Annotated in this window: 18 protein-coding genes; 6 read left to right on the forward strand and 12 right to left on the reverse strand. The window is 70.5% G+C overall.

Annotation, left to right across the window (positions count from 1 at the left end; translation table 11 throughout):
* Positions 1–109: 109 nt before the first annotated feature.
* Entirely contained in the window at positions 110–1,828 is a 1,719-nt protein-coding gene (metG, locus tag ACF09E_RS30750; RefSeq protein WP_392208859.1) for a methionine--tRNA ligase, read from the reverse strand.
* A gap of 935 nt (positions 1,829–2,763) precedes the next feature.
* Here metG and ACF09E_RS30755 point away from each other — a divergent pair.
* Positions 2,764–3,744, forward strand: coding sequence for a LuxR C-terminal-related transcriptional regulator (locus ACF09E_RS30755; RefSeq protein ID WP_392208861.1), 981 nt, complete (start codon positions 2,764–2,766; stop codon positions 3,742–3,744).
* Between the two features lie 481 nt (positions 3,745–4,225).
* On the opposite strand, the gene ACF09E_RS30760 is transcribed toward ACF09E_RS30755, so the two are convergent.
* The gene (locus ACF09E_RS30760) at positions 4,226–5,053 is read right to left on the reverse strand and encodes an IS630 family transposase (protein ID WP_392209146.1); all 828 of its coding nucleotides are present in this window, start codon (positions 5,051–5,053) and stop codon (positions 4,226–4,228) included.
* Between the two features lie 285 nt (positions 5,054–5,338).
* Positions 5,339–5,848 carry an endonuclease domain-containing protein gene (locus ACF09E_RS30765; RefSeq protein ID WP_392208863.1) on the reverse strand — a complete coding sequence of 170 codons (510 nt, stop codon included), beginning with the start codon at positions 5,846–5,848 and terminating at the stop codon, positions 5,339–5,341.
* 899 nt (positions 5,849–6,747) lie between these two features.
* On the opposite strand from ACF09E_RS30765, the gene ACF09E_RS30770 reads away from it, so the two are divergent.
* Entirely contained in the window at positions 6,748–7,065 is a 318-nt protein-coding gene (locus tag ACF09E_RS30770; RefSeq protein ID WP_392209148.1) for a helix-turn-helix domain-containing protein, read from the forward strand.
* Between the two features lie 69 nt (positions 7,066–7,134).
* Here ACF09E_RS30770 and ACF09E_RS30775 read toward each other — a convergent pair whose 3' ends face one another.
* The 6 genes from ACF09E_RS30775 to ACF09E_RS30800 all read right to left on the reverse strand — a co-directional run bounded on the left by ACF09E_RS30775 (position 7,135) and on the right by ACF09E_RS30800 (position 12,506).
* Positions 7,135–7,554 (reverse strand): hypothetical protein, encoded by a 420-nt coding sequence (locus ACF09E_RS30775; RefSeq protein WP_392208865.1) that lies wholly within the window; start codon positions 7,552–7,554, stop codon positions 7,135–7,137.
* A 325-nt stretch (positions 7,555–7,879) separates the two neighbouring features.
* Positions 7,880–8,695: an ABC transporter permease gene (locus tag ACF09E_RS30780; RefSeq protein ID WP_392208867.1), complete on the reverse strand. Its 816-nt coding sequence runs from the start codon at positions 8,693–8,695 to the stop codon at positions 7,880–7,882.
* Positions 8,692–9,723, reverse strand: coding sequence for an ATP-binding cassette domain-containing protein (locus ACF09E_RS30785; RefSeq protein WP_392208869.1), 1,032 nt, complete (start codon positions 9,721–9,723; stop codon positions 8,692–8,694). Before ACF09E_RS30785 ends, ACF09E_RS30780 begins: the two co-directional genes overlap by 4 nt.
* Before the next feature lie 345 nt (positions 9,724–10,068).
* Positions 10,069–10,938, reverse strand: a complete 870-nt coding sequence (locus tag ACF09E_RS30790) for a hypothetical protein (protein ID WP_392208871.1) — start codon at positions 10,936–10,938, stop codon at positions 10,069–10,071.
* Positions 10,939–11,006: 68 nt separating this feature from the next.
* Positions 11,007–11,843 (reverse strand): DUF4097 domain-containing protein, encoded by an 837-nt coding sequence (locus ACF09E_RS30795; RefSeq protein WP_392208873.1) that lies wholly within the window; start codon positions 11,841–11,843, stop codon positions 11,007–11,009.
* A 120-nt stretch (positions 11,844–11,963) separates the two neighbouring features.
* On the reverse strand, positions 11,964–12,506 hold the full coding sequence (locus ACF09E_RS30800; protein ID WP_392208875.1) for a hypothetical protein: 543 nt from the start codon (positions 12,504–12,506) through the stop codon (positions 11,964–11,966).
* A gap of 211 nt (positions 12,507–12,717) precedes the next feature.
* Here ACF09E_RS30800 and ACF09E_RS30805 point away from each other — a divergent pair, with 211 nt between their 5' ends.
* Entirely contained in the window at positions 12,718–14,457 is a 1,740-nt protein-coding gene (locus tag ACF09E_RS30805) for an AMP-binding protein (protein WP_392208877.1), read from the forward strand.
* Positions 14,458–14,539: 82 nt separating this feature from the next.
* Here the strand turns inward: ACF09E_RS30805 and ACF09E_RS30810 are convergent, their stop codons facing one another.
* Entirely contained in the window at positions 14,540–15,811 is a 1,272-nt protein-coding gene (locus ACF09E_RS30810) for a M6 family metalloprotease domain-containing protein (protein WP_392208879.1), read from the reverse strand.
* 267 nt (positions 15,812–16,078) lie between these two features.
* Here ACF09E_RS30810 and ACF09E_RS30815 point away from each other — a divergent pair, with 267 nt between their 5' ends.
* Positions 16,079–16,741 (forward strand): TetR/AcrR family transcriptional regulator, encoded by a 663-nt coding sequence (locus ACF09E_RS30815; RefSeq protein WP_392208880.1) that lies wholly within the window; start codon positions 16,079–16,081, stop codon positions 16,739–16,741.
* Between the two features lie 160 nt (positions 16,742–16,901).
* The gene (locus ACF09E_RS30820; RefSeq protein WP_392208882.1) at positions 16,902–18,431 is read left to right on the forward strand and encodes an MFS transporter; all 1,530 of its coding nucleotides are present in this window, start codon (positions 16,902–16,904) and stop codon (positions 18,429–18,431) included.
* A gap of 208 nt (positions 18,432–18,639) precedes the next feature.
* Here ACF09E_RS30820 and ACF09E_RS30825 read toward each other — a convergent pair whose 3' ends face one another.
* Positions 18,640–19,128 (reverse strand): MarR family winged helix-turn-helix transcriptional regulator, encoded by a 489-nt coding sequence (locus ACF09E_RS30825; protein WP_392208884.1) that lies wholly within the window; start codon positions 19,126–19,128, stop codon positions 18,640–18,642.
* Positions 19,129–19,252: 124 nt separating this feature from the next.
* On the opposite strand from ACF09E_RS30825, the gene ACF09E_RS30830 reads away from it, so the two are divergent.
* Positions 19,253–20,059: a dioxygenase gene (locus tag ACF09E_RS30830; RefSeq protein WP_392208886.1), complete on the forward strand. Its 807-nt coding sequence runs from the start codon at positions 19,253–19,255 to the stop codon at positions 20,057–20,059.
* 100 nt (positions 20,060–20,159) lie between these two features.
* Here the strand turns inward: ACF09E_RS30830 and ACF09E_RS30835 are convergent, their stop codons facing one another.
* Positions 20,160–21,203 carry a questin oxidase family protein gene (locus ACF09E_RS30835; protein ID WP_392208888.1) on the reverse strand — a complete coding sequence of 348 codons (1,044 nt, stop codon included), beginning with the start codon at positions 21,201–21,203 and terminating at the stop codon, positions 20,160–20,162.
* Positions 21,204–21,504 lie beyond the last annotated feature (301 nt).

Below are 21,504 nucleotides of genomic sequence, written 5' to 3' on the forward strand. Positions count from 1 at the left end.
TGGCACAGTTATGTCACTCCTGCAGCCGAGTCAATTGGGAACGCATAGCAAAGGGGCCAGGAACCGTGTCGGTCCTGGCCCCTTTACGGGCGTCTGTGCGTCTGGCTGGTCAGATACCGGCGCCGAAGCGCCCGCGGTAGGACTCCAGGTCTTCCTCGGTGATCTTCGCGAAGAGCACCGGAGGCACCGTGAACGCGGTGCTGGCCGGGACTGTGTCCAGGGACTTGGCCTGCTCTGCGGTCACCCAGGTCGCGGTGTCGTTCTCCAGGGCGAAGGCCCTGCGCATGGCGGCCGACGAGGAGGGGATGAACGGCTCGGAGACGACCGCGTACAGGTGGATCAGGTTCATCGCGGTACGCAGGGTCAGCGCGGCGCCGTCGGCATCGGTCTTGATCTCCAGCCAGGGGGCCTTCTCCTCCAGGTAGGAGTTGCCTGCGGACCACAGCGCCCGCAGAGCGGCGGCGGCCTTGCGGAACTGCAGGGCCTCCATCTGCTCCTCGTACTCGCCGAGCAGTCGTGCGATCTCCTCGCCCAGCTTGGCCTCCGCCTCGCCGGCGGCGTGCCCGGCCGGGACCTCGTCGCCGAACCGCTTGCGGGAGAACGACAGCACGCGGTTGACGAAGTTGCCGAGGGTGTCCGCCAGGTCCTTGTTCACCGTGGCGGTGAAGTGCTCCCACGTGAAGGAGGAGTCGTCCGACTCGGGGGCGTTGGCGATCAGGAAGTAGCGCCAGTAGTCGCCGGGCAGGATCTCCAGGGCTGCGTCGGTGAAGACACCGCGCTTCTGGGAGGTGGAGAACTTGCCGCCGTAGAACGTCAGCCAGTTGAAGCCCTTGACGACGTCGACCTTCTTCCAGGGCTCGCGCACGCCGAGCTCGGTGGCCGGGAACATCACCGTGTGGAAGGGGACGTTGTCCTTGGCCATGAACTGCGTGTACCGGACAGTGTCGTCGGCCTCGTACCACCACGACTTCCAGTCTCGGGTCTCGCCGTCGGAGGCGGCGTCCGCCCATTCCTTTGTCGCGCCGATGTACTCGATCGGGGCATCGAACCAGACGTAGAAGACCTTGCCTTCGGCCGCGAGCTCCGGCCAGGTGTCGGCCGGGACCGGCACGCCCCAGTCGAGGTCGCGGGTGATGGCGCGGTCGTTCAGGCCCTCGGTCAGCCACTTGCGGGCGATGGACGTGGACAGGTGCGGCCACTGGTCGCTGACGGTGGCGATCCACTCCTCGACCTCGTGCTGGAGCCTCGACTGCAGCAGGAAGAGGTGCTTGGTCTCGCGGACCTCCAGGTCCGTGGAGCCGCTGATCGCCGAACGCGGGTCGATCAGGTCGGTCGGGTCAAGGACGCGGGTGCAGTTCTCGCACTGGTCGCCGCGGGCCTTGTCGTAGCCGCAGTGCGGGCAGGTGCCCTCGACGTACCGGTCCGGCAGGAAGCGGCCGTCGACCGGCGAGTACACCTGGCGGATCGCCCGCTCCTCGATGAAGCCGTTCTCGTTCAGCTTCCGCGCGAAGTGCTGGGTGATCTCGACGTTCTGCTGCGAGGAGCTGCGCCCGAAGTAGTCGAAGGCCAGCTCGAAGCCGTCGTACACGGCCTTCTGCGCGTCGTGGGCCTGCGCGCAGAACTCGGCGACGGTCAGCCCGGCCTCCTTGGCGGCCAGCTCGGCCGGCGTGCCGTGCTCGTCGGTGGCGCAGATGTAGAGGACGTCGTGGCCGCGCTGGCGGAGGTACCGGGAGTACACGTCCGCCGGAAGCATCGACCCGACCATGTTGCCCAGGTGCTTGATCCCGTTGATGTAGGGAAGCGCGCTGGTTACCAGGTGTCGAGCCATCCTTGGATGCTCCATTTCGTGTGTACGGCGCCGCCGGCGAGGCCGAAGCGGTCTTGAAAGTGCCAAAGCACGATCGGCCGCCCGAGGACAGGCGGCCAAGCGAGTCCACGAAGACGGCCGATCGTTGTTCATCCTACGTGAACGGGGTGTGGTGATCGGCTCGCTTACAGCAGGGGCCGATCACTGTCGCGCGGTCGTCTCTACTGCCAGCCGACATCGTCGTTGAGGGCCGAGGACGTAGTTGCGTGCGCGGTGACCGAGTCGGCCGCGAGGTCGTCGGCCGGCACAGGAGCACCGTGACCGACTCCAAGGAGCATGCTGACTCCCAGGACCGCTGCAGCAAGAAATCGAAGACCGAAACGCACGACAAGTGCTCCCATCTGGGCAGATCCATGTTGACGGATCCATGTTTTCCTTGCCGGCACGACACATCCAGAGGTCTTCGGTGGCACAAACAGACCGTGGCACAACCATGCCTGCGGGATGCTCGGTCGGAGTCATGCCATCGGCAGAGGGCTGCACTGCGAGAGCGCCCATGTGGACAGCATGGGTTCGTTGCGTATGGCTCGCTCAAAGAGGGCCTGGCCGTACTGCTGCGCCTGGTGCAAGTCAGGACCACTGAGAAAGAGCACGGCTACCGCTCCCCCACGCGATGGGTGGATCCGGGCGTGTTCCAGCCGCTTCTGCCCCATATCGGCCTGCTGCAGTGCTTTTACCAGCAGCTCCGGGTCTCTGAGTGATTGCCTCGTGGCGCATGTGGCCACGACGTGAAGCATGTACATAGGGAACCTTAGACTTGAATCCCATTTCTTGGACAACTTGGACTTGCGAAGTTCGGATCACCCGTCAAGAATCGATGCCCGATGCACATTGATTGAAGTCCCGTGGGGGGATCTACGTTGAAAACCGGAAAACTGGATAAATCAATCGAACCGGTGTATCTGCTCCTGCTGCGCCGACCAGGGATCACTGTCAGCGAGATCTCAACGACCTTGGCAATCTCAGAAGCCAGGGTCAAAGAGTGCCTCGATGCACTTGCCGATCTGGCCCTCATACGACGGTCATGGCAAGAGCCTGACGCCCTCATGCCCATGAACCCCGAGAAGGTATTCGAAGCCTTCCTGGCCCAACGGCAGGCGGACCTGGTCAAGCAACAGCAGGAGATGGAAGAACTCCGCGCGCTAGGAGCGCGTCTGGTCAATGAGTACGCAGTCGAGTACTCATACGGCCAGGGAGGACCGTTTGAGCGGCTGACCAGCCTCGAAGCAGTCCGGGCGCGCATGGACGAACTCGTCGCGGCAACCACCACGGAGACCCTGGCTTTCGCCCCCGGCGGCCCGCAGACCCCGGAGAACAGGGCAGCCAGCCGGCCCTTGGCGCAGTCTCTTCTTGCACGCTCGGTAGCCATGAAGACCATCTACCTGGACAGCGTCAGGAACGACCCGGGGAGCATGGGGCACGCCCACTGGCTCGCCGAGAACGGCGGCGAAACCCGCACCACGCCCGTGCTTCCGCTCAGAATCCAGATCTTCGACCGGCGCGCGGCTCTCATTCCCATCAACCCCGAGGACAGCTCACAAGGCGCAATCCTCGTAGAAGAACCTGGCATCGTAGCCGCTCTGTGCGCGTTCTTCGACCTCGTCTGGGAGATGGCTGTGCCGATCGCCGAGCCGAAGCGGAACCGAGGCGTGGACAGCGTCTCCCCCCAGGAGAGAGAACTCCTTCGGCTCCTTGCCCAGGGGCTCACCGACGAAGCTGCGGCTCGCAAAATGGGCATTTCCCTCCGAACTGAACGCCGCATAATTACCGAAGTGTCCGCACGCCTAGGGGCGAACAGTCGATTCCAACTAGGCCAGCGAGCTTCGGAAAGTGGACTGATCTCGCTGGATACAAGCTCCACGGCCAGTCTGACATGACATAGAGGCCATACCGTACTGGACAGGGTGGCAAGAATGTGGCAAAGGCGTAAACGTGTCAGGCGTGAAGCGAGAAACCACGAAAGCTGATGGACAACAAGGTCTGTCAGACCAGTCCCGTAAACGGAGCGACACACCACTACCGTGACGCCCCAATGTGTTGTGCTCGTACTGTCGGCGGAAGGCATCCAGCTCGATTGCCTCCAGCGGCAACAGCGGCTCCTCGGAGTTCGCGCTGCCCAGAACCGCCATCTGAGTGCGTTGTGGCGAACCGGATCTCGTACGAGGTGTGCGGCACGGGTGTCCATCTGGACAGAGGTACGGGTGCGGCCGCGGGCATGAAAGAACGGGCCCCTTGGTAGTGACGCGGTTACGACACCCAATACGACCAAAGAAGCCCGCTACCCGATCGGTTGAGCAGTACCTCTGTGCCTGCGTCCACCACGGTCACCCCTGGGTGCGTCACCTATTGATCAGAAACTCATGGGGTTCGCTCGTCGAGGGTGTAGCGGACGTGTGGGCCGCCGAAGTAGCCGCGGATGATGTGTGGCTGACGTTGTCGGCGGTGAAAGAACCTGCGGGTTTCGGCGGCGAGTTCGGCCTGGTTCCTGGCCTGATGGGTGTGGGGCAGGCTGCGTTTGAGGTCGGCGTTGACCAGCTCGTCCGGGTTCAGCTCGGGTGAGTACGAGGGCAGGAAGTGCAGCTCAATCTGGTCTTGGTGGTCGGCGAGCCAGGACCGGACGGTCTTCGAGCGGTGGGCCGAGTGCCGGTCGAAGACCAGGTGGACCTTGTGGTCGAAGTGCCCGACGAGCCGGGCGAAGAAGCGGCACATGACCTTCGCGTCGAAGGACTCGGCGAAGACCATGAAGTGCATCCGGCCGCGGGTGCTGATCGCGGACATTGCGTTCACGGAGAACCGGTTGCCGGTGCGGCGGATGACCGGCGTCACGCCTTCGGTACCCCAGGTGCGGCCGGTGACCTGGTCCGAGCGGATCCCGACCTGGTCGCCGAAGAGAACCTCGCCGTTCTCCGCCTTCGCCCTGGCCCGGATCGCCGGCCAGGTCTCCTCGTGCCAGACACGGACCGCTTCCGGGTCCTGCTCGACAGCCCGCTTGTCCGGCCTCTGAAAGGTCAGGCCCCACCGCCTGAGGTACTTGCCCACGCCGGGCTCGGTGAACCGGACCCGGTACAGCTTGAAGATCAGTTCATCTATCTGCCTCCGCGTCCACAGCTGACCCGAAAGTCCCAGGTCGGAGGGGATGTGATCGAGGACGGCCTGCCGGATGGCGGCCTGCTCGGCCTCGGACAGGACCTGATGCTAGGGCGGCGACCTCTACCCGGTCCCGGCTCTCCACCAGCGCGGACACCGCCAGCAACCGCACGGCCGCCTGCGCATCCGGCGACCACGCCCGCGCATCCCCCACCAGATCACTCACACACCATCAACGAGCCTGAGCTCAAAGAGTTTCGGATCAATACGCCGCCCTCGAAGTCGTCGCGGACGACAACTACTCCTAGGCGGGACGAGTGATGGGCGGAATAGCGGGCGCAGGGCTGTTTACCTGCCAGCAGCCCTGCCTTGCTGTCTCGGCCGTTACCGGCCCGGCTCTGCCGCTCCGAGGCGGGTGGCTGGCGGGTTGTCCAAGTAGTCGTCGAGCAGCGGGTACGCCGGCACGGTGCCGCGAAGACGCTCGTACCAGGTCACGACTCCCGCGTTGCAGCTCCAGCAGAGCAGGCCGCGTACGCACTTGCCGCACGACGTGCCGTTGTCGGAACAGCAGTTGTGGTAATGATCGAGATTGAGCCCGTCGACATCAGCGTGCTCGGTTCCACACAATGCGCACCGCTGATCCTGAAGAGCGAACAGCCGGTCCACGTCGGCGAAGGAGATGTTGAACTTCTTCGCCCGGGTCAGCTTGCCGCTACATGATCGGCACCGGCTCCGTGGGATGCCGTCGCGCTGGTTGTCGCGGACGAACCGGTCGACTGGGAGTTCCTGCTGGCAGACGGTGCACCAGTAGACGCCGCGGGCCAGCAGTACGGGCACCCGCTCGGTGGGTGTGCGAGTGATCAGCGGCGCCAGTTCCGATCCACGCCGCTGCATGACCCCATGAGACAGACACAGATCGTCTCCACGAGCCGCGTCCTCGGCCGTCTTGTGGCAGCCGGCCACCCGGCATGAGCCATCGGGCGCGGGGCGCGGAGCAGGAAGCAACGTCAAGGGTCGGCCTTCACTCTGCTGCTGGTAGTGCGTCCGACAAAGGGTCAAGCTGTACTGGGGACGATCGCACTCCAATGCCGTGCAGACCGCGCCCTCGGGGATCTTCCAGGCGTCCACTTCGGCGAGCGTCGATCCGCGCCTCGCCTGCTGGTAGTGCGCGTTGCACAGCCCCTTCGCGTAGACCTTCGTTGGGCACCCGTCGAACTCGCAGGGCCCATCCGTGGCCTGGCGCTGCTGAAGCGGCGGAAGCTGGCCCCTCCGCCGCAAGTAGTCGTAGTGGTACTGGCAGTACCCGCGCGTGTAGACACCCCTCGTACAGTCGGCAACCACACAGCGACCCTCCATCGGAATACGTCTCCATCTATTGGCTTGAGCGCCTGGCAAGTCGAGACAGTGTCATGTTCTGGCGTAGCGGTCTAAGTGGCATGAGGTCCTCCGGATCCATCCCCGGTGTACCGGCCTGCCCGAGGGTGCCGTACCGCTGGCCCTCGTCGCCCACGGTGTCGGCTCCCTTGCGGTGCGAACACCAGTGGCCGCCCCACTGGGCACCGCGCTGACCGCACGCCTCGCTGGGGCCGCCTCCCTCGGAGGCGTGGCTTGTGACTCCGGCATCGCGGCCGGCGTCTGGACCGGAGGGGACGTCGCTGGGAGGGGTGTCCAGGGGAAACGAACTTGATCGAGGCGTCGAACCGCTATCCTATGTTCCATACTTGCAACACCCTGCTAGTCGGAACTCGGTCGGGGAAAGGTGCGGGCCCATGGGTGCGTGGGATGATCTCGGCATGCCCCGGAGCAGTAACGACCAGGTCCCGCGACACTATGTAGTCGATGGCGCCTGGCCGCATGCCGCTCTGGCGCCGGATGCCCCGGTTAGTGCCTACTACGGGCAAGCGCTCGCTCGGAACCTCGAACGAGCCATGGCTTCCACGCCACACACGCTGAGGACCCTCGCAGATGCGACCGGGGTCACCCACTCGACAATCAGCAGGGTCCTTAACGGCAAGGTCATGCCGGACCTGGGGACGATTGCCCGGCTTGAGGTCGCCGTCGGTTTCCAGCTCTGGCCAGGGCCAGCCGCCCTCGACGGCCCCGCGGCCTGATTCCGACCGGACCGAACCTGCCGACGGCCGACGGGGAGGGGCTCGCGGGAGCCCCGTTCCGTAAGGGCGTCAGGCGTTCAGGGTGATCGGTCCGTCGGGAATCCACCCCTGGACGTAACCGGTCATCAGGAAGCCCAGCTCCTGAGGGAACACCGGGAGTGTTTCGAGATCCGAGATGGGCCACCAGCGGGCCTGAGGTGAGAAGCGAGCAGAGCGTGCTGGCTGAGGCAGCTTGAAGATGACCACCCGATAATCCGAGCGGACATGGCCGACCCTTGTCGCCATCCGAGCCGTCACGGACGCTCGGCGCATCCTGGGCTGCCGCCAGCGATGAACGACCTGTGCATACGAACGGTGTGACGGTACGTCGATGCTCAGCGGGAGCCAGGTGGACGCATCGGGCCCCCGCTCAAGGAGGATCGTTCTGCTGTCGTGCGACAGTAGAACGATCAGCAAGGTTCGACGTACTTCCGTGGCGGCGGCGTTCATGCGCTCACCGTTGCCCGCGAGTCCTTCAACGGCACAGTGGGAGCAGCCGCACGGGCGGTGCGCTGAGTGTCAGGGTGGATGCTTAACCGGTGGCATGAGGTCCTCGCTGACCAGCAGCGTTGTGCGGAGCGTTCCCGGATCGGCGGCCAAGCGTTTCAGGCTGGATTCGTAACCGCTCGCTGACCTGCGGTGATGGGGTTTTCTCCAAGCCCCACGAAGGCGGACGGGGACAGCGTAGCGGACGGGTGTGGGGGCTTGCTGCGGTGATGGGGCGTTGCGGCGGGCGGGCCCGGAGATTGCCGGGCCCGCCCGCCGCTCGTGGCGGTCAGCGGGTGACCTCGCGGTTGAAGACCGAGCGGGACCAGAAGTAGCCGAGGGCCGAGAGGCCCGTGCACCAGGCCAGGGCGATCCAGCCGGCGTTGCCGATGTCCGTGCCGAGCAGCAGGCCGCGCAGGGTCTCGTTGATCGGGGTGAAGGGCTGGTACTCGGCGAACCAGCGCAGGGCCGTCGGCATGGACTCCGGCGGGACGACCGCGCTGCCGAGGAAGGGGAGGAAGGTCAGCGGCAGCGGGGCGTTGCTCGCGGACTCGACGGTCTTGGCGCCCATGCCCATCGCGGCGGACAGCCAGGCCATGCCGAAGGCGAGGAAGAGGAGGAGGCCCGCGGCGGCCGCCCACTCCACGACCGAGGCGTTCGGCCGGAAGCCGATCGCGAGGGCGACGCCGGTGACCAGGACCAGGACCGCCGCGACCTGGAGGACGCTGCCCATGACGTGGCCCGTCAGGATGGAGCCGCGGGAGATCGACATGGTGCGGAAGCGGTTGACGATGCCCTCCGTCATGTCGGTGCAGACCGACACCGCCGTCGCGACGGCCCCCGAGGTCGCGGCCATCAGGATGATGCCGGGCACCAGGTAGTTGACGTAGTCGCCGCGGTCGCCGCCCGCTCCGATGCCGGCGCCGAGCGCGCCGCCGAAGACGTACACGAACAGCAGCAGCATCAGGAGCGGCATGACGAGGATCGAGATCGTCATCGACGGGTAGCGCTGCATGTGCTTGATGTTGCGGCGCAGCATCGTCAGGGAGTCGCGCAGGGCGTACGAGCGGGTGGGCTTGGCCGGGGTGAGGGTCGCGGTGCTCATCGGGCGGACTCCTTCTGCGTGGTGGTGGCGGGGGCGGGGACGGTGGGGGCGTTCTGCTTGCCCGTGAGGGTGAGGAAGACGTCGTCCAGGTCGGGGGTGTGCACGGTGAGCGACTCCGCCCGGGCCCCGGTGCCGTCCAGGGCGTCGAGGATGGCGCGGAGGTTGGCGACGGAGCCGTCGCTGGGGATCTGCAGCGCGAGCGCCTCGTCGTCCCTGGTCGCGACGCCGAAGACCGCGGCCGCCGCGGCGAGGTCGGCCTCGCCGGCGAACCGCACGCGCACGTGGCCGCCGGGGATCAGCCGCTTCAGCTCCTCCGCCGTGCCTTCGGCGACGAGCCTGCCGTGGTCGAGCACCGCGATGCGGTCCGCGAGGTGGTCGGCCTCCTCCAGGTACTGCGTGGTGAGGAAGATCGTGACGCCCTGGTCGGTGACCAGGTCCCGGATCAGCTCCCACATGTCGCGGCGGCTGCGCGGGTCGAGGCCGGTGGTGGGCTCGTCGAGGAAGATGATTCGCGGCCGGCCGACCAGCGTCATCGCCAGGTCGAGCTTGCGGCGCATGCCGCCGGAGAAGGTGGCGACGTTCTTGCGGGCCGCCTCGGTCAGGTCGAACCGCTCCAGGAGCTCGGCGGTGCGGCGCCGCCCCTCGCTGCGGTCCAGGTGGTAGAGGTCCGCCATCAGGAGCAGGTTCTCCTCGGCGGTCAGCAGGCCGTCGACGGCGGCGAACTGTCCGGTGACACCGATCAGGGTGCGTACGGAGCCGGCGTCGGCCCGCACGTCGTGGCCCGCGATCCGGGCCTCCCCGCCGTCGGCCGTGATCAGGGTGGAGAGGATCTCGACGGTCGTCGTCTTGCCGGCGCCGTTGGGGCCGAGCAGGGCGAAGATCGTGCCCTCGGGGATCCGCAGGTCGATGCCGTCGAGCACCACCTTGTCGCCGTACGACTTGCGCAGGCCGGTCGCGGAGATGGCCGTGGCGCGCTGGTCGGCGGCCGCTGTGGTCGCCGTGTGCGTGGGGTGGTTCGTGGTGCTCATGGTCTGCGGGCCTTTCTCTTCTGGGACGGATCGGGGAGAGCGGCGGACGGGGGCGGTGCGGTGAGCGGGGCTCATGGGCGGTGCGTCCGACTGTCTGGCGCTGAAGTGGCCCTGCTTGGCGCCACTCCGTGCCGTGCTTGCGCCATCATCGTGGCACAGGAGTGGCGCCATGTCGAGTCATTGTGGCGCCATGAATGGTTCGGTGGGGGAGTTGCGCGGCGATTCGAGCCTGTGAGCTGCGCTTTCATTGCGTAAAAGAATGTGGCGCCTCGTGGCGCCAGCCCTCTGGGGGGCGGTGCCAGGAGGCGCCGGTCTTCAGCCCTCGTATCCGAGGGCTCGGCTCCGTCAGGACGCGGTGGTGAGGGACTCGCGGCGGGTCCGGGCGCCCTGGAGGCCGAGGCCGAGGTCTACGGCGGGAGAGAGTGCGGCCGGGGGCGCGGGGCGCCTGCGGGTCGTGGTGAAGACGTACAGCCGCAGCGCCAGGAAGCGGCCGATGCCGGCCAGGCCCGAGGCCGCGAGGTACACGGTCTGCTCGACGGCGAGACCGGGCGTGCGCGCGACCAGGTGCAGGACGAGCACCGCGAGGGTGGTCGCGGAGTAGGCCGCCGCGGCCGTTCCGGCGGACTGCAGGTGATGGCGGAGGCCGCAGCGCAGCAGGCCCCGCCCGGTGGCGGGCCGGAGCCCCGAGCCGAAGGTGAAGCGGGCGTGCAGCTCGGTCGCGAGGATCGTCGAGACCACGCTGACCAGCGCGTTGGCGAGGGCGAACGGCAGGGCGCCGGCGAGCAGGGCGACGGCCGCGCCGGACGCGAGCCCTACCCCGCCCCCGATCCCGACGAAGCGGAGGAAGGAGGCCAGGGCGCCCGGGGTGGGGTCGTCGGGGGCGGGAGCGTCGGGGGTGGTGCCCGGGGTGGGGTCGTCAGGGGCCGGGACGTCGGGGGTGGCGCCAGGGGTGGGGTCAGGGGCCGGGGTGTCGGGGATGGCGCCAGGAGTGGGGTCAGGGGCCGGGGCGTCGGGGGTGGTGCCCCGGGTCGGGGCGTGAGCGTCCGGGGCGTTGCCCGGTGCGGGTGCGGGTGCGGGTGCGGGCGCCGGTGGCGCCAGTGGTGCCTCCGGTGCACCCGGGGCGGGGGGCCGGGCGGTGTCCGGTGCGCCCGTGGTGGCGTCGGGGGCGGCGCCGGGGCCGTCCGCGGTGGTGCCGGGCTGTGGGCTGCGTCTCATCGGGCTTCCGTCCCCCTTTCGCGTCGTCGGCTCGGACCGGGCGCCACCCGGCCCGGCCCGGCCGGTGCCTACGCGCGGCGGACCACGATGTCGCCGACGCTGGTGCGGCCGCGGACCTCGACCGTCTCCTCGGACTGGCCCGGACCCTCCGCCGCGCCCAGCTCGTTGCGTACGCGGCCGGCCGTGGACCGCACGTCGAGCCAGGCCGCGGTTCCCTCCGCGATGCCGACTTCGAGGCCGCCCGCGGCGGATTCGAGCGTGATGCGGCCGCGTACGACCTCGCCGAGGCGGATGGCGCCACTGGCGGTCTTCGCCGTGACCGAGGCCTCCGTCCGGCCCACGCCGATGGGGCCGTTGGACGAGTTCACCTTCAGCTCGCCGGTGATCTCGCCGACCGTGGTCTCGCCGTTCAGGTTCCGGATCGTCGCCGGACCGTCGATCCGGCCGATCCGGACCCGGCCGGAGCCGTGGATCTCGGTCTCGCCGCTCGTGCTGTCGACGAGGATGTCGCCGTGGGAGGTCTTGAGCCGTACGGACGCGGCCTCGTCCAGCTGGATGTCGCCGGCGGCGGTGGTGAGCCGGCAGTTCCCGAACACGCCCTCGCCGATCAGTTCGCCGAGGCCCGTCCGGCAGGTCAGCTCCGAGCCGGCGGGCAGCTCGACGGTGACGTCGACCGAGCCGGTCTTGCCGAAGAGCGAACGCTTCCTGGGGCCCTTGACCAGCAGCTTTCCACCCGTGCAGGTGACGTTGGTCTCCGCGGCGGCCTGGACGTCGAGCTTGTCGCCGGGGTCGCTCGGGGTCACCTCCACGACGGTGTCGGTGCGCTTGCCCGCGACGATCCGGGCCCGGCCGATCTCGATCTCGACGGTGGCGGAGAGGGGTTCGGGAGTGTCGAACGTAGGCATGGCTGTGCCGTCCTTTGAGTGAGGAGAGGTGAGTGCCGGGCTGACTGACGTGCCTCGGTGCGGCAGGGAGGGAGGGGCGCGGTCCCCCGGGAGCCAGGGCCCCCGGGACGTGCGGGCGGGCTAGCGGACCCAGCCGGTGAAGCCCTGGCCGACGGAGGGGCCCGTGCTCGTCGTGCCCTTCCGGGTCCGGCCCGGGGCGGCGCCCGGTTCGAGGGCCGCGGCCACGGCCCGGACCAGCCAGGCGTTGACCGAGAGCCCCTCGCGGCTCGCGGCCTCCTCGACCCGGATCTTGAGCTGGGCCGGGGGCCGGAAGTTGATGCGGGAGGTGGCGCCGTCCTCGCCCTCCACGGGGGGCGCGACCGGCGGCGGCGGGGCCGGCAGCGCGGCCTCGGTCTCGTCGGAGCCGAAGGGCTCGGCGGTGGGCGGCGCCGTGACCACGAACTCGGGGTTCAGGCCGCGCAGCCGCAGGTCGACCGAGCCGGGGGCGAGGTCACGGGTGATCTCGTCCATCGCGTCGGACAGGGCGTTGAGCAGGGTCAGCCGGGCGGCCGACTCCAGCTGCCCGGTGAGTCGGTCCGCCAGGGCGCGGGCTTCGTCGCCGCCCGCCTGGGCGGCCACGCCGAGCTCATGGCGGAGATTGTCCACGTACGGGGTGAGGTCCATGACGCAATAGTGGCACCATCATGGCGCCATGGCAAGTCATCTGGCGCCACGTTGCGCCATGCTGCGCCATCGTGCGCCACGGTGTGCCATCCGGTGCCGAGGTGTGCCACGCGGTGGCCCGGTGGCCGGTGACCCGCCGCTTGACCCGTTCCGGGGGTGCGCATAGCGTCGCCGCGCTGGGACGACGGGCGGATGCTCAGGGGGTTGTGCGGTGGCGGTGCCAGACGGATACGAGCGGCTCACCGCGGACGGGGCCCCCTTCGCCGTCGACGGCGGGGTGTACGCCTCCGGCCCGCGCACGCTGAGGGAGTTCGTCGAGGTCGTCTGGGGCTACGGCGACCAGGTCTTCCTCGTGTCCGAGGACGGGCGGACGACCTACCGCGAGTTCTTCGACGCCGCCTGCGGGCTCGCCCGGCGGCTCGTCGCGGAGTACGGGCTGCGGCCGGGAGACCGGGCCGTGGTCGCCATGCGGAACCATCCCGAGTGGCACGTCGCCTTCTGGGCCGCCCAGCTCGCCGGGCTCGTCGCCGTACCACTCAACGCCTGGTGGACCGAGGACGAGTTCGCGTACGCCCTCGACGACTGTTCTCCCGGCGTGCTGCTCGTCGACGGGGAGCGGGTCGGGCGGGTGCGGGAGTGGGCCGCCCGGAACCGCGTGCCCGGGATCGTCTTCCACGGGGAGGGGGAGTACGCCGCCGCTCCCGGTACGGACTCCGCGCAGCCCGCGTCCGACGCGGCCCCCGACGGCGCCCCCGTGCCGCGCGCCTCCGCCCACGATGCCCCCGCGTCCGCCTCCGCCTTCGTGCCGTACGTCCCCGACACCGATCCGTACCTCGGGCCGCCGCTCGTCGACGTCCTGCCCGAGCACGACGCCACCATCGTCTACACCTCCGGCACCACCGGCCGCCCCAAGGGCGCCGTCGCCACCCACCTCGCGCAGGCCGGTGCCGCCATGAACCCCCGGTTCTTCGCCGCCGCGGCCGCCCTCGCCCGCGGGGACATGCCCGGCGCCGGGCCCGTCCCGGTGTCGCTGACCACGTTCCCGTTCTTCCACGTGGCCGCGTTCACGTCCTTCTACGGGGTGATGGCGGCCGGCGGCACCCTCGTCATGATGCGGAAGTGGGACGCCGCCCGGGCCCTGGAGCTGATCCGGGAGCACCGCGTCACCCACTACGCGGGCGTTCCCACCACCGCTCTCCAGCTGCTCGACCTGGCCCGCGCCACCGGCGACCCGCTCGACAGCCTCACCCTGCTGAGCACCGGGGGCGCCGCCGCCCCGCCCGGCATCGTCGGCGGGATCACCGCCGCGTACGGGGATCGGCTGGAGCCCCGCAACGGCTACGGGCTCACCGAGACCAGCGGCGGTGTCCTCGCCAACGTCGGCGCCGAGTACCGCGCCCACCCGGGCAGCGTCGGCCGGCCCACGCCCGTCACCGAGGTGCGGATCGACCGGCCCGACGCCGAGGGCGTGGGCGAGCTGTGGCTCCGCGGGCAGTCCCTCGTCCGCGGCTACTGGCGCGACGAGGAGGCGACCCGCGCCGCCTTCGCCGAGGACGGGTGGTTCCGGACCGGGGACCTCGCGCGCGTGGACGCGGACGGGCGGGTCAGCATCGTCGACCGGCTCACCGACATGGTGGTCCGCGGCGGCGAGAACGTGTACTGCGTCGAGGTCGAGGACGTGCTCCAGCAGCACCCGGACGTCGTGGACGCCGCCGTCCTCGGGGTCCCGCACCCGCTGCTCGGCGAGGAGGTCGCGGCCGTCGTCCGGCTGCGGCCCGGTGCCGCGGCCGGCGCCGACGAGCTGCGCGCGCACGTGGGCGGCCGGCTCGCCGCCTTCAAGGTGCCCGCCCATGTCCTCGTACGCGAGGAGGAGCTGCCGCGGAACCCGACCGGGAAACTCCTCAAGCGGGAGCTGCGGGAATCCCTGACCGTCGGACCGCGGAGCGCCTGAGCCCCCCCCGCGAGCCTCCCGCGCCGCCCCCCGCAAGCCCCCTGCGCCGACCCCCGCGAGCCTCCCGCGCCGCCCCCGGCGCTCAGCTCCGGGTGATCCGTACCCGGTACGTTCCGCTCTCGTCCTCGTCCAGCACGCTGATCCGTATGCCGTTGGCCCGGTCCGTGAACGTCTCCCCGGGCTGGTACGGCGCGTCCGACAGCTCCGCGTGGACGTTGGCGCGGCGGGTGCAGCCGCCGCTCGCGTGCTCGCTGTCGGAGACGGTCACCGGTCCGTGGCCGGTGTCCACGTCGGCCTCCACCCGGTAGACCAGGACGCCGTGTTCGCAGACGGCCTCGTCGTTGCCGTCCTTGCTGCGGACCTCCAGCGCGTACCCCGACGTCTCGGAGAGCGGGACGAACGCGAGCTTGGGGCCGCCGGCGACGGCCAGCGGGGTGAGGGTGTAGTCGCCGGTGCCCGGGGCGGAGGCGCAGCCGATCTGGTCGTTGTCGAGCCAGCCCAGCTTCCACTTGTGCCAGCCGAGCAGGTCGTTGTTGGCGCCCCAGTCCTCGGACATGATGTCCCAGTGCCCGACGGTCCCGCCGCCGTCCGAGGTGTACAGGTCGGGCAGGCCGAAGACGTGCCCGTTCTCGTGGGGCAGGACGCGGTAGCCGGTCTCGGCGAAGCTGCCGGACCCGTCGTCCTGGCGGCTGTAGACGAAGGACGTGTTGGCCAGCGGCACGCCGTCCGCGTAGGGGGCGTCGTCGTTCCCGGAGAAGGTGACGGACAGGACGGTGTCGAGGGCGGACGGGCCGGCGTTCGGCGTGACCAGGATGTTGACCAGGTCGTAGGCGCTGAAGTCCACCTTCTGGTCGGCCGCCTTGATGATGTCCTCGACGAGGGTGCGGTAGCCCGGCTCGTACGGGGAGCCGCGCTCGATCCCGTACGCCGAGAAGGCCTTCGGCATCCGCAGCCAGTCGGGTATCGGGGCCTCGGCCTGGTAGTGCAGCCGGCCGTACGAGCTGACGCGGAACCATTCGGCGGTCTGCGGGAAGAACTCGCGGAAGCGGCCCATCGCGGTGCCGTCACCGGTCGCGTCGGGAAAGTCGATCATCAGGTTCAGGGCCCGGACCAGGCCGGTGGAGCGCACGTACCCGGGGGCCGTGGGGAGTCCCTCCGACATCTGCACGCCCATCGTGGTGGCGATGCGGCAGGGCCCCAGCTGCGCGCCGTCGGGCGCGGCGGCGACGGGTCCAGCCGAGGCGGGGGCGGGCCCGGGCAGCGTGCTGCTCGCGGAGGCGAGCAGCGTGAGGGAGAGCGCCGTGGTCGCGGCCATGGCGACGGGTCTGCGTATCCGTCGTCGGGGGTGCTGCATACGGTCGCCTCTCCGGTGGGGGCAGGTCGGCGGCGCGGCCCTCCCGTCGGCACGGGGTCGCGCTGTGCGATCAGCCTGTGACGAGAGGTCCTGGTACGCGCGTCGGGTGGCCCGATCGTGGGATTCCGCGACGGTGGGGGGCGATCCCGCCGTGCGTGACCGGGGTCACACGAGGGGCGGGAAATAACCGGGGACCGTGTCCCCGTTTACGACTGTGTTCGACGAAGTGGGGACTCGGTCCCCGGATGACTGTGAGGAGGTCGTGGCGTGACCAGCACCCCCGCCCCCGCGCCCGCCCGTCGCGTGCCCCGCCCGCGGGCCGACGCGCTGCGCAACCGCGAGCGGATCGTGACGGCGGCCCGCGAGATGTTCGTCGAGTTCGGGTCCCAGGTGCCCTACGACGAGATCGCGCGCCGGGCCGGCGTCGGGAACGCCACCCTCTACCGCAACTTCCCCGAGCGCACCGACCTCGTCCACGAGGTCGTCCTCTCGCTCATGGCCCGCGTCACCGAGGTCGCCGAACGGGCCGCCGAGGAGGAGGGCGACACCTTCGCCGCCCTCCGCCGGTTCACCCTCGGCGCCGCCGACGAGCGCGTCGGCGCCCTGTGCCCGATGCTCGACGGCGCCTTCGACAAGGACCACCCCGACCTGATCGCCGAGCGCGACCGCCTGGAGGAGGCCGTCCAGGGCCTCGTCCACCGGGCGCAGCAGGCCGGCCGGCTGCGCACCGACGTGGGTGTCGGGGACCTGATGGTGGCGCTCTCCCAGCTGACCCGCCCGCTGCCCGGATCGGGCTGCGCGGCCTTCGACCAGTTCGTCCGCCGTCACCTGCTGCTGTTCCTCGACGGCCTGGAGGCGCCCGCCCGCTCCGAGCTGCCCGGGAAGGCCGCGACCCTGGAGGACCTGCGACGCGACTCCTGCTCTTCCTGACCCCGAGGCCCTGAGCCTCCGCCGGGCCTCCCGCCCGGCACCACGACCTGCCCGTCGTGCCTGACCGGCACGCACCCACGATCTGCCCGTCGTGCCTGACCGGCACGCACCCACGTACGTCCCACTTTTCACCAGTACGCGCCAAGAGGTGGCTACCCCCATGCCGAAAGTCCCCGACAACACCCTGACCCCGCCCGACCCGGGCCGCTGGAAGGCACTCGTCTTCATCGCGCTCGCCCAGCTGATGGTCGTGCTCGACGCGACGATCGTGAACATCGCGCTGCCCTCCGCCCAGCAGGACCTGGGGATCTCGGACGGCAACCGGCAGTGGGTCATCACCGCCTACGCCCTCGCCTTCGGCGGCCTGCTCCTCTTCGGCGGCCGCATCGCCGACCTGTGGGGCCGCAAGCGCACCTTCGTCGTCGGCCTGATCGGCTTCGCGCTCGCGTCCGCCCTCGGCGGCGCCGCGACCGGCGAGGCCATGATGCTCGGTGCCCGCGCGCTCCAGGGCGCCTTCGGCGCGCTTCTCGCGCCCGCCGCGCTCTCCCTGCTCGCCGTGACCTTCACCGACGCCAAGGAGCGCGCCAAGGCCTTCGGCATCTACGGTGCGATCGCCGGCGGCGGCGGCGCCGTGGGCCTGATCCTCGGCGGCTTCCTCACCGAGTACCTGAACTGGCGCTGGACCTTCTTCGTCAACATCCCGTTCGCGATCGTCGCCGCCGTCGGCGCGTACCTCGTCATCCGCGAGCCCGCCGGCAGCCGCAACCGCTCCACGCTCGACATCCCCGGCGTGATCCTCTCCACCCTGGGCCTCGTGGCGCTCGTGTACGGCTTCACCCGCGCCGAGTCCGAGGGCTGGAGCGACGCCGGCACGATCGGCATGTTCGTCGGCTCCGCCGTGCTGCTCGCCGCCTTCGTGTTCACCGAGGCGCGGGTCAAGTCCCCGCTGCTGCCGCTGCGCGTCCTGACCGACCGCAACCGCGGCGGTGTCTACCTGTCGCTCGGCCTCGCCGTCATCGCGATGTTCGGCCTGTTCCTCTTCCTGACCTACTACCTCCAGGTCGTGAAGGGCTACTCCCCGGTCATGACGGGCTTCGCGTTCCTCCCGATGATCGCCGGCATGATCATCGGCTCGACGCAGATCGGCACCCGGCTGATGACCCGCGTCCCGCCGCGGCTGCTGATGGCCCCGGGCTTCCTGACCGCCGGCGTCGGCATGCTGCTGCTCACCCAGCTGGAGATCGGCACCTCGTACGCCGGTCTGATCCTGCCCGCGCAGCTGCTGCTCGGTCTGGGCATGGGCACGGCGTTCATGCCGGCCATGTCGCTCGCCACGCACGGCGTCGACCCGCGCGACGCCGGTGTCGCCTCCGCCATGGTCAACACCTCGCAGCAGGTGGGCGGCGCCATCGGTACGGCCCTGCTGAACACGATCGCCGCCTCGGCCACCACCGCGTACCTCACGGACAACGCGGCGGGCGCGACCACTCCGGCCGCGCAGAAGCTGCTCCAGCTCCAGGGCATGGTCGAGGGCTACACCGCGGCCATCTGGTGGGCCGTCGGCATCCTGGTCGCCTCGGCCGTGATCGCCTTCACCCTGATCAACACGGGGAAGCCGGACACCGGGATCGTCGCCGGCTCCGGCGAGGGCGCGGAGGACGAGCTGAGGGTTCCGGTCATCGCGCACTGACCCGCTGAGGCCGCACGCCGTGCTGTGCGCACCCTGCCCCGGTCCCGCCGTTCGTCGGCGGGCCCGGGGCAGGGGCGTGTCCGGGGGCTTCCGGGGTGCCGCGGAAGGCTGCCGGGGTGCCCCGGTGTGTCGTGTCTGTCGGTCGTCAGCGGGGCCGGGGTGGGCGTGCGGCCTCCGGCGGGTCGCCGGCGAGTGTCTCCGTCGTCCGTCAGCGGAGCCAGGGCAGGTCGGCGTCCGCGCCGGCGGGTTCGAGGCCCTCGGCCATGACGCGCATGATCGCGCCGAGCTGCTTCACCTGATCGGGGGACAGGCGGTCGAAGAGGGCCTGGCGTACGGCCGTCACGTGGCCGGGAGCGTTCCGCCGGAGGACCTCCATCCCCTCGTCCGTGAGCCGGGCGAACTGGCCCCGCTTGTCGGAGGGGCAGTTCTCGCGCCGCACCCAGCCGCTCTTCTCCAGGCGCGCGATCGCGTGGGAGAGGCGGGAGCGGGTGATCTTGGCGCTCTTGGCCAGCTCGGTCATGCGCAGCCGGCGGCGCGGGGCCTGGGAGAGCTGGACGAGGAGCCCGTAGTAGATGTGCGGCATCCCGGCGTCGCGCTGCAGCTGGCGGTCGAGGTGGTCCTCGAGGAGCGTGGTGGCGTGCAGGTACGCGCGCCAGACGTGCTGTTCCTCGTCGGTGAGCCAGCGGGGTTCGGTCATGTCTCCCATGGTGCCCAATCGTACGACTCGTTCTTGAAAGTTGAACTACATGGGTCTACGGTGTACGGCATAACGCTTGAAGTTTCAAGGACCTGCTGCGATCGAGAAACCGGAGGTGGCCGCCATGGACACCACGCTGGAAACAGGGGCCACACGCGCGCGGATGCCCGCCCTCTACCTCTCCCACGGCGCCCCGCCGCTCGCCGACGACCCGGTCTGGCCCGGTGAGCTCGCCGCCTGGTCCGCGGACCTCCCGCGCCCCACGGCCGTCCTCATGGTCTCCGCCCACTGGGAGGAGGCCCCCCTGGCCCTCGGCGCCACCGTGACCGTCCCGCTCGTCTACGACTTCTGGGGCTTCCCCGAGCACTACTACCGCGTCCAGTACGCGGCCCCCGGCGCGCCGCAGCTCGCCGAGGCCGTCCGCAAGCTGCTCCGCGCGCCCGGCACGCCCGTCCAGGACATCCCCGACCGGGGCCTCGACCACGGCGCGTACGTGCCGCTCGTCGAGATGTTCCCCGGCGCCGACGTCCCCGTGCTCCAGATCTCCATGCCCACGCTCGACCCGCGCCGCCTCATGGACATCGGCCGCAGGCTCGCCCCGCTCCGCGACGAGGGCGTCCTGATCGTGGGCAGCGGATTCTTCACCCACAACCTGGCCGCCCTCCGCCACACCGGCGGCGGGGTGCCGGGCTGGTCGGCCGAGTTCGACGCCTGGGGGCACGAGGCCCTGGCCGCGCAGGACGTGGACGCGCTCCTCGACTTCGAGCACAAGTCGCCGGCCGGCCGGCTCGCCCACCCGCGTACGGAGCACTTCGCCCCCCTCTTCGTCACGATGGGCGCGGCGGACGCGGCGGGCGACCTCGACACCGAGCGGTCCGTGATCGACGGGTTCTGGATGGGGCTCGCCAAGCGGTCCGTGCAGTTCGGCTGACCGGCCGGGCGGCCGGCTTCTCGGCCGGCCGGTCGACGGGACCGGTCCGCGAGCGGGCGTGCCAGGCCCCGCGAGCCCGGCCTGATCGGCAGGACACCCCCTAGAACGCCGGCGGGTTCAGTTCGATCGAGCGGGCGGCGGCGGCCAGCGCGAGCGGGTCGCCGACGTCCAGGGCCGTGTCGGTGAACTTGATCGTGTGGTCGTCGCCGTGGGCCGCGGCCCGCTCGAAGACCTCCTCGGGGGTGAGGCGGGTCGGCGTCCACACGGCGGCCTCCCGCGGGGTGTACGCCGCCGTCACCGCGGCCGCCGCGGCCCAGGCCGCCGCCAGGCTCGGCGCCCACAGCTCGCGGGGGAGCGCGGGCAGGGTGCGCAGCACCGCGTTGGGCGCCGTCGCCGCGTGGACCAGCATGACCGGCTCGCCGTGGCCGTGGGTCGCGTACCGGTGCGTGGCCGCCGTGACCAGCTCGACGAGCCGGTCCCTCGCGGTGTCGGGGTCCGGGGCCGCACCCCAGACGGGGAACGCCGTCAGCTGCGGGAGCCGGTCGCGGATCCCGCCCTTCTGCACCGGCACCGGCGGTACGGCGTCGAGCGCGGCGGCCGCCGACGGCGCCGGGGCCAGTGCGCCGAGCGGCGGCAGCGGTGCGCTGCGGGCCGCCCAGTAGCCGAGGGCGTGGGCGAGCTCGGCGACGCGGGGCGCGGTCGCCCCGCCGGCCCCGGATGTCTCCTCGGATTCCAGGAGGGTGCGTACGGCGTGACCGGTGCGGATGACGGGGTGCGTCGCCGAGGCCGAGATCCCCGGCAGCAGGCGGGGCCACCAGACGGCCAGGACCTCCCGCCAGGGGTGCTCGTCGAGCTCGCGGCCGAAGAAGCGGGTCCAGTCGGTGATCCGGGCCGGGTCGCCGAGCGCCTCGCGCCAGCCGGCGGCCGTCACCGGCCGGGACGGCGGGGGGAGCTCCTCCAGCTTGGGCGCGTAGTGGTCGAGCCAGCGGTGCACGGTCGGGGCCTGGCCGTTGCGGACGAGGGCCTCGACGGCCATCGGGGCGTGGTTGGTGAGCCAGCCTCTGCGCTCGGGGCCCGTGGTGTGGAGGCGTTCGAGGGCTTCGTCGAGGGTGCCGGATGCGTCGGTGCCGGATGCGTCGCTCATGAGGCGACGCTAGGGCGGGGGAGGGGCGCGGCGGAACGGCCCCGGGACCTAGTCCGGGAGGCCGAGCGGGACTCCGTCCCCGGCAGTCCGTCCGGCCCGGTCGGCCCTCTCTCCCGTGCCGTCCGCCGCCGCTCGCCGCCGGCCGATGCCGGTCGATGCCGGTCTGTGCCGTCCGGTGTCACCCGCTGTCACGGCGTGCGCAACCCGATGGCCCGTGCGTGCGTCTTGAGGGGTGACGCCGCATGTGATCGCGGTCTCACCGACGGTGTGGTCGGAGACCCCGCGAGCGACGTCGGATCAC

Origin of the sequence: Streptomyces sp. NPDC014891, assembly GCF_043081085.1 — a bacterium.
Lineage (GTDB): Bacteria > Actinomycetota > Actinomycetes > Streptomycetales > Streptomycetaceae > Streptomyces.

Coding starts and splice junctions, on each gene's coding strand:
- ACF09E_RS30800 (WP_392208875.1), bottom strand. CDS start 12,506: ATGGACCTCACCCCGTACGTGGACAATCTCCGCCATGAGCTCGGCGTG.
- ACF09E_RS30775 (WP_392208865.1), bottom strand. CDS start 7,554: ATGAACGCCGCCGCCACGGAAGTACGTCGAACCTTGCTGATCGTTCTA.
- ACF09E_RS30770 (WP_392209148.1), top strand. CDS start 6,748: ATGCCCCGGAGCAGTAACGACCAGGTCCCGCGACACTATGTAGTCGAT.
- ACF09E_RS30785 (WP_392208869.1), bottom strand. CDS start 9,723: ATGAGCACCACGAACCACCCCACGCACACGGCGACCACAGCGGCCGCC.
- ACF09E_RS30830 (WP_392208886.1), top strand. CDS start 19,253: ATGGACACCACGCTGGAAACAGGGGCCACACGCGCGCGGATGCCCGCC.
- ACF09E_RS30790 (WP_392208871.1), bottom strand. CDS start 10,938: ATGAGACGCAGCCCACAGCCCGGCACCACCGCGGACGGCCCCGGCGCC.
- ACF09E_RS30825 (WP_392208884.1), bottom strand. CDS start 19,128: ATGACCGAACCCCGCTGGCTCACCGACGAGGAACAGCACGTCTGGCGC.
- ACF09E_RS30795 (WP_392208873.1), bottom strand. CDS start 11,843: ATGCCTACGTTCGACACTCCCGAACCCCTCTCCGCCACCGTCGAGATC.
- ACF09E_RS30835 (WP_392208888.1), bottom strand. CDS start 21,203: ATGAGCGACGCATCCGGCACCGACGCATCCGGCACCCTCGACGAAGCC.
- ACF09E_RS30780 (WP_392208867.1), bottom strand. CDS start 8,695: ATGAGCACCGCGACCCTCACCCCGGCCAAGCCCACCCGCTCGTACGCC.
- metG (WP_392208859.1), bottom strand. CDS start 1,828: ATGGCTCGACACCTGGTAACCAGCGCGCTTCCCTACATCAACGGGATC.
- ACF09E_RS30810 (WP_392208879.1), bottom strand. CDS start 15,811: ATGCAGCACCCCCGACGACGGATACGCAGACCCGTCGCCATGGCCGCG.
- ACF09E_RS30765 (WP_392208863.1), bottom strand. CDS start 5,848: ATGCAGCGGCGTGGATCGGAACTGGCGCCGCTGATCACTCGCACACCC.
- ACF09E_RS30820 (WP_392208882.1), top strand. CDS start 16,902: ATGCCGAAAGTCCCCGACAACACCCTGACCCCGCCCGACCCGGGCCGC.